Raw genomic sequence first — 6,380 nt, 5'->3', positions numbered from 1 at the left:
CGGTAAACCAGACACACCGAGTTATCGTTCTTCGCGGGCAAGCCTCGCTCCAACAGGTCACGTATTTGCCCAAAGCGACGCGTTGTATACACAACCAATCGCACACCCCAAGGAACCCTGATCTACGCTGAGAGTCGCATAGTCACGGCGCCACCCACTGTTTACAGCGAGGCACGCGCACGGCATCCGCATAAGGAGTCTGCATGCCCGTTTCCCCCTCTAAATTGGCGTTGGCCGGTCTGACGTTGGCGTTGGCCATTCTCGCCGGCTGCGGCAAAGAAGAAGCCCCTCCGGCCAATCTGCCGCGCGTTTATGTGCAAGAAGTCGCAACCACCGATTACGCCGCTCAGGTGGCCCTGACCGGTGATGTTCAGGCGCGGGTGCAGACGCAGCTTTCATTCCGTGTGGGCGGCAAGATCATTCAGCGCATGGTGGATGTGGGTGATCGGGTCACGGCCAGGCAAGTGCTGGCGAAGCTTGACCCCAAGGACTTACAGACCAATGTTGATTCCGCCGTGGCTGCCGTCGCTGCCGAACAGGCGCGGGTGACGCAAACCCAAGCGGCATTCGTGCGGCAGGAAAAACTGCTGCCCAAGGGCTATACCAGCCGCAGTGAGTACGATTCGGCGCAGGCCTCATTGCGCAGTAGCCAGAGCGCGCTTCATGCCGCGCAAGCGCAATTGGCCAATGCCCGTGAACAACTGAGCTACACCGCACTGATCGCCGACGCGCCGGGCGTGATTACCCAGCGTCAGGCAGAAGTCGGGCAAGTGGTGCAGGCCACCGTGCCGATTTTTGGGCTGGCCCGGGATGGCGAGCGTGATGCCGTCTTCAACGTCTATGAGTCACTGTTCGCCCAGGCATCCGGTGATGAGCCGGTGGTGGTGACGCTGCTGGATAACCCGCAAATCAAAACGGTCGGCAAAGTCCGTGAAGTGACACCCGCCGTGTCAGCCGAAACCGGCACCGTACAAGTAAAAATCGCCCTCGAAAAATTACCCGCTGGCATGGACCTCGGTTCAGTGGTCAGCGGGGCGTTGAACACGCCGGGCAAGGCCAGCATCGAACTGCCGTGGGCCGCGTTGACCAAGGGGTTGGGCGATCAATTGGGCAAGCCAGCCGTGTGGGTGGTGGACGATCAAGGCAAAGCCAATTTGCGTGCCGTCACCGTTGGCCGTTACCTGACCGCCAAAGTCATCATCACCGATGGCCTGAAGGCGGGTGAGAAAGTGGTCGTGGCGGGTGGGCAGTTGTTGCACCCGGACATGCAGGTGGAAATAGCCGCCAGCGAGAAACAGAAAACCGCGAAGGTGCAGCCATGAAGCGTTTGTCGTGGTTGCTGTTGCTGCCATTCTTGACTGCGTGCAGCAAGGAAGAACCTGCGCCGGAACCGGTACGCCCCGTGCTGCATGTCGAAGCCAACGCGATTTCCGAGGAAAGCCTCGGGCGTTTTGCGGGCAATATCGAAGCGCGCTTTGAAAGCACCTTGGGTTTTCGGGTCGGCGGACGGATCGCGCAACGCAGCGTGGACGTCGGCAGTGAAGTCGCCAAAGGCGCACTGCTCGCCACGCTGGACCCTACCGATCAACAGAACAACGTACGTGCTCGCCAAGGCGATCTGGCGCGCATTCAGGCGCAGTGGATCAACGCTCAAGCCAATGCCCGCCGTCAGCAGGAGTTGTTCGACCGTGGCGTGGGCGCCCAAGCGCAGCTGGATATCGCCCAGACTGATCTGAAAACCACCAACTCGTCCCTGGAGCAAGCCCGCGCAGCACTGAGCCAGGCTCAGGATCAGCTGGGTTACAGCGAGTTACGAGCCGATCACGCGGCCGTTGTCACTCGCTGGCAGGTAGAGGCCGGGCAAGTGGTCACGGCCGGGCAGGAAGTCGTGACCCTGGCCCGTCCGGACGTCAAAGAAGCGGTGATCGATTTGCCTGGAACCTTGGCTGACCAGTTGCCCGAAGGCGTCGAGTTCAAGGTCGCCAGCCAACTGGATCCGCAGATCAATACCACTGCGAAGCTGCGCGAAATCGAACCGCAAGCCGAACGCGCCACGCGTACCCGTCGCGCACGCCTGACTCTGTCAGACACGCCGGAAGCCTTCAGGCTGGGCACCGCCATCAGCGTCAGCCTCAGTTCGGCCATTGCCTCGCGCACTGAGCTACCGATCAATGCGTTGCAGGAAGTCGATGGCAAGGCTCAGGTGTGGATCATTGACCGGCAGAACCAGACGGTTAATCCCCGGGTAGTGAACGTTGTCAGTCGTAGCAGTGACAGTTTTGTGTTGAGCAACGGGATCAAACCCGGCGAGTGGGTGGTGAGTGCCGGGGTCAACAGCCTCAAGCCGGGCCAGAAAGTTAAAGTCGATGAGGAAAGCCCGCGATGAAAGGGAGTTTTAACCTGTCCGAATGGGCCATCAAGCATCAGTCATTTGTCTGGTACCTGATGTTCGTCGCGCTGTTAATGGGCGTGTTTTCCTACATGAATCTTGGGCGTGAAGAGGATCCTTCCTTCACCATCAAAACCATGGTCGTACAAACCCGCTGGCCGGGCGCGACGGTGGATGAAACCCTTGAGCAAGTCACCGACCGCATTGAGAAGAAACTCGAAGAGCTGGACTCGCTGGACTACGTGAAGAGTTACACGCGTCCGGGTGAGTCTACGATCATGATTTTCCTTCACGACACCACTTCTGCCGGTGACATTCCGGAGATCTGGTATCAGGTGCGCAAAAAGATCGACGATATCCGCGCGCAATTCCCTCAAGGCACCCAAGGACCGTTTTACAACGACGAATTCGGTGATGTTTACGGGTCGATTTACGCGTTCACGGCGGATGGTTTTTCCATGCGCCAGTTGCGTGATTACGTCGAGCAGGTCCGCACGGAAATCCGCGACGTGCCGGGGTTGGGCAAGGTCGAAATGATCGGCCAGCAGGACGAAGTGCTGTACCTGAATTTCTCCACCCGCAAGCTGGCGGCGCTGGGTCTGGATCAGAGCCAGGTGGTGCAAAGCCTGCAATCGCAAAACGCGGTCACGCCAGCGGGTGTGATCGAGGCCGGGCCGGAACGGATTTCGGTGCGAACCTCGGGGCAGTTTGCGTCGGAGAAGGATCTGGCTGAGGTCAATCTGCGCCTCAATGATCGTTTCTACCGCTTGAGTGACATCGCTGATATCACCCGTGGCTACGCCGATCCACCGAAACCGTCGTTCCGCTTCAACGGCAAACCAGCCATCGGTCTGGCTATTGCCATGAAGAAGGGTGGCAACATTCAGTCATTCGGCAAGGCGCTGCACGAGCGCATGGACGCCGCCACCGCTAATCTGCCGGTTGGCGTCGGCGTGCATAACGTGTCGGATCAGGCCGAAGTGGTTGAGAAGGCTGTCGGTGGCTTCACCAGCGCGTTGTTCGAGGCGGTGGTGATCGTGCTGATCGTCAGCTTTGTCAGCCTGGGCGTGCGTGCTGGCTTGGTGGTCGCTTGCTCGATCCCGCTGGTGCTGGCCATGGTCTTCGTGTTCATGGAATACAGCGGCATCACGATGCAGCGGATTTCCCTCGGCGCGTTGATCATCGCCCTCGGCTTGCTGGTGGATGACGCGATGATCACGGTGGAGATGATGGTCACGCGCCTGGAAATGGGCGAGACCAAGGAGCAGGCCGCGACTTACGCCTACACCTCGACTGCGTTCCCGATGCTCACGGGTACGCTGGTGACCGTCGCCGGGTTCGTGCCCATCGGCCTCAATGCCAGCTCGGCGGGGGAATACACCTTCACGCTGTTTGCGGTGATTGCCGTGGCGATGTTGGTGTCGTGGGTCGTGGCGGTGTTGTTCGCGCCGGTGATTGGCGTGCACATCCTGAGTGCCAACATCAAAAAGAAAGACGAAAAAGAAAAGGAAGGGCGCATTGCCCGAGGCTTCAACAACAGCATGTTCTGGGCGATGCGACATCGCTGGGTCACGATCATCTTCACCATTCTGCTGTTTGTGGGGGCGGTGTTCTCCATGCAGTTCGTGCAGAACCAGTTCTTTCCGTCCTCGGACCGGCCGGAAGTTCTCGTCGACCTGAACTTGCCGCAGAACGCTTCGATCAATGAAACCCGCAAGGTCGTGGACCGCTTTGAAGCCACGCTCAAGGACGATCCGGATATCGAGCGTTGGAGCACCTACATCGGTCAGGGCGCTTTGCGTTTCTACCTGCCGCTGGACCAGCAGCTGGAAAACCCGTACTACGCGCAGTTGGTGATTGTCAGCAAAAGCCTGGAGCAGCGCGCCGGTTTGACTGATCGCTTGAACAAGCGTCTGCGCGAAGAGTTTGTCGGCATCGGCAGCTTCGTTCAGCCGCTGGAAATGGGGCCGCCGGTGGGGCGTCCGCTGCAGTATCGGGTCAGTGGTGAAAACATCGACAAGGTCCGCCAGCACGCCATCGAACTGGCCACTCTGTTGGACGCCAACCCGCATGTCGGCGAGATGATTTACGACTGGAACGAGCCGGGGAAAGTCCTGCGTATCGACATCAATCAGGACAAGGCGCGGCAGTTGGGCTTGTCATCCGAAGACGTCGCGAAGTTGATGAACAGCATCGTCAGCGGCTCGCCTGTCACGCAGGTTCGCGATGATATTTACCTGATTGATGTGGTCGGTCGTGCTGAAGATGCAGAGCGTGGGTCGCCAGAAACCCTTCAGAATCTGCAGATTGTAACGCCGGGCGGTACGTCGATTCCGTTGCTGGCGTTTGCGACGGTGCGATACGAGCTGGAGCAGCCGCTGGTCTGGCGTCGTGACCGCAAGCCGACCATCACGGTTAAGGCGGCGGTAGCAGATGACATGCAGCCAACCGATCTGGTCAAGCAGCTCAAGCCTGAGATCGACAAGTTTGCTGCGGGTTTACCGACGGGTTACAAGGTCGCGACTGGCGGGACAGTCGAAGAAAGTGGCAAGGCGCAAGGTCCGATCGCCAGTGTCGTGCCGCTGATGATCTTCCTGATGGCGACGTTCCTGATGATTCAACTGCACAGTGTGCAGAAGATGTTCCTCGTGGCCAGCGTTGCGCCGTTGGGCTTGATTGGCGTGGTGTTGGCGCTGATTCCGACCGGCACGCCCATGGGCTTTGTGGCGATCCTCGGGATATTGGCGCTGATTGGCATCATCATCCGTAACTCAGTGATTCTGGTTACACAGATTGATGCTTATGAGCGTGATGGTTACCTGCCATGGGATGCCGTGGCCGAAGCGACCCAACACCGCCGCCGTCCGATCCTGCTGACCGCTGCGGCTGCCAGCCTTGGCATGATCCCCATCGCCCGCGAAGTCTTCTGGGGCCCGATGGCCTACGCCATGATCGGCGGCATCATCATTGCCACCCTCCTGACGCTGCTGTTCCTGCCCGCGCTGTATGTGGCGTGGTATCGGATTAAAGAGCCGAGTGATGAGCAGCGGGAGCAGGCTGAAAAGGGTGGTGAGCCAGCTGTAAATCATTGACTCAATCGTCGGAATGCCGCCCAGACAAGCCCGGCTCCCACAGTAATGCAAGCGCTGTGGGAGCTGAGCTTGCTTATGATGGCCGCGCCTCGATTCGAGGAGCAGACACATCCAGCCAATTAATCCAGCGCTGTATGTCACCTGTCTGACCTACCTTTTGAGTTCCACTAGAGCTCAAAGGCAATGGAATGCGATCACCTCATCAATCTCGACAGTTACGCATTGGCCGCCACAGTGAAAAAGGCCGGATTTATCTCATAACTGCTAACACCAAAGACCGCCAGCCTATTTTTGGTGACTGGATAGTTGGACGTCTCATAGCGAAGCAGTTCCAACAGGCTGAGCGTGATGGTCTTGTTAAGTCACTTGCCTGGGTGGTGATGCCTGATCATTTTCACTGGTTGTTCGAGCTCGATAGTGACTCTTTGAGCTATGTCGTTGGGCGAACTAAATCCCTCGTCAACCTGACGGTGAATGCTGCGCAAGGTCGTACGGGGAGTATTTGGCAACCCGGCTTTCATGACCGCTCCATTCGCAAGGAGGAGGATTTGAGAGCGCTGGCTTTTTACGTGGTGATGAACCCGGTGCGGGCTGGATTGGTCGAGCGGATGGGGGATTATCCGCTTTGGGATGCTGCTTGGGTTTAACCTGTCTTTAGACCGAGTCGCCTGTATCGCGGGCAAGCACCGCTCCCACAAGAGATCGCGCGCTCAGGTTGGAATGCGTTCAAATGTGGGAGCGGTGCTTGCCCGCGATACAGGCGACCAGGTGTTAAGCCTTGCGCCAAACACTCGCCAACCAAGGCTGCTGTTCTCGAGGCAAACCAGCTAGGCGATAGCAGCGTTCCCGCTCAATAAACCCGGCAGCATTGAGCAGTTCTTGCCAGGATTCGGATTCCG

The 6,380-nt window shown here is 58.5% G+C and carries 4 protein-coding genes and 1 pseudogene; 4 read left to right on the top strand and 1 reads right to left on the bottom strand.

The genetic code is table 11. The annotated features are described in order from the left end of the window. Positions 1 to 203: 203 nt before the first annotated feature. The 4 genes from H8S59_RS25335 (at position 204) to H8S59_RS25320 (ending at position 6,128) form a co-directional block, all read left to right on the top strand. Positions 204 to 1,322, top strand: coding sequence for an efflux RND transporter periplasmic adaptor subunit (locus H8S59_RS25335; protein ID WP_187523210.1), 1,119 nt, complete (start codon positions 204 to 206; stop codon positions 1,320 to 1,322). Next, positions 1,319 to 2,386: an efflux RND transporter periplasmic adaptor subunit gene (locus tag H8S59_RS25330; RefSeq protein WP_187523209.1), complete on the top strand. Its 1,068-nt coding sequence runs from the start codon at positions 1,319 to 1,321 to the stop codon at positions 2,384 to 2,386. The genes H8S59_RS25335 and H8S59_RS25330 overlap by 4 nt, the downstream gene beginning before the upstream one ends. Beyond that, positions 2,383 to 5,481: an efflux RND transporter permease subunit gene (locus H8S59_RS25325; protein ID WP_187523208.1), complete on the top strand. Its 3,099-nt coding sequence runs from the start codon at positions 2,383 to 2,385 to the stop codon at positions 5,479 to 5,481. The genes H8S59_RS25330 and H8S59_RS25325 overlap by 4 nt, the downstream gene beginning before the upstream one ends. A gap of 188 nt (positions 5,482 to 5,669) precedes the next feature. Further along, positions 5,670 to 6,128, top strand: coding sequence for an REP-associated tyrosine transposase (locus tag H8S59_RS25320; protein ID WP_187523207.1), 459 nt, complete (start codon positions 5,670 to 5,672; stop codon positions 6,126 to 6,128). Positions 6,129 to 6,252: 124 nt separating this feature from the next. Here the strand turns inward: H8S59_RS25320 and H8S59_RS27035 are convergent. Further along, positions 6,253 to 6,380, bottom strand: a pseudogene (locus H8S59_RS27035) (SAM-dependent methyltransferase); the annotation flags it as partial.

Source organism: Pseudomonas folii, assembly GCF_014357575.1.
GTDB lineage: Bacteria > Pseudomonadota > Gammaproteobacteria > Pseudomonadales > Pseudomonadaceae > Aquipseudomonas > Aquipseudomonas folii.
Note: the sequence above shows the minus strand (reverse complement) of the source record. Positions and strands in the feature narration are given on the sequence as shown.